This window comes from Vibrio sp. 1151_11, assembly GCF_029478525.1.
GTDB lineage: Bacteria > Pseudomonadota > Gammaproteobacteria > Enterobacterales > Vibrionaceae > Vibrio > Vibrio anguillarum.
Map to the genome: position 1 here is coordinate 1 of NZ_SHMN01000095.1, position 687 is coordinate 687.

Annotated in this window: 1 protein-coding gene; it reads left to right on the plus strand. The window is 48.8% G+C overall.

Features of this window, described 5'->3' with window-relative positions; all coding sequences use genetic code 11:
• The coding region (locus EXZ60_RS18945) for an MFS transporter (RefSeq protein WP_277436160.1) at window positions 1–687 on the plus strand (687 nt) is incomplete at both ends.

Here is a 687-nt window from a genome sequence, read left to right on the forward strand (position 1 = left end):
GTACTTGGATTGGCTTGCAATTCGGCTGGCACACCACTTTCTTGACCGTTGCCGCTTTTGGCTTAGTGGCTCTGTTCTTCATCACGTCAGTGATCAAATCGACCGGACACGGCGAAGCAAAAGACGTTAAAGCGCAAGTGGCAGCGTTCAAAAACCCAATGCTACTAATCAGCCTAGCGATCACTGTATTTGCTTGGTCGGGGTTCATGGCTTTGTATGGCTACATCGCCCCTATTGCCATGCACATCACTGGCTTTGGTGAAAGTGCCGTGACTTGGATTTTAGTTATCGTTGGCGTCGGTCTGATTGTTGGTAACACCATAGGTGGTCGTTCATCAGATAAAAACCTACAAAAAGCGTCCATGTTCTGGGCTATCGCGATGATTGTGTCACTCGTACTGGTCGGCCTAACCGTAGACAGCAAAGTACTGTTTATTGCTACCGCCTTTGTATTTGGTATTGCTTCATTCGCTAACGTACCAGCGATGCAGCTTCGTGTAATGAACCACGGCGGTGAAGGTCAAGAGCTAGCGGCGACGGCAAATATCTCAGCATTCAACTTAGCCAATGCCTTTGGTGGTTTCTTAGGTGGCATGGTGCTCGATAGCCAAATGGGCGCAGGTATGATCCCTTACGCAGCCATCCTTGTTCCACTGATTGGTTTACTCTTCATCGCCAAAGCAAACC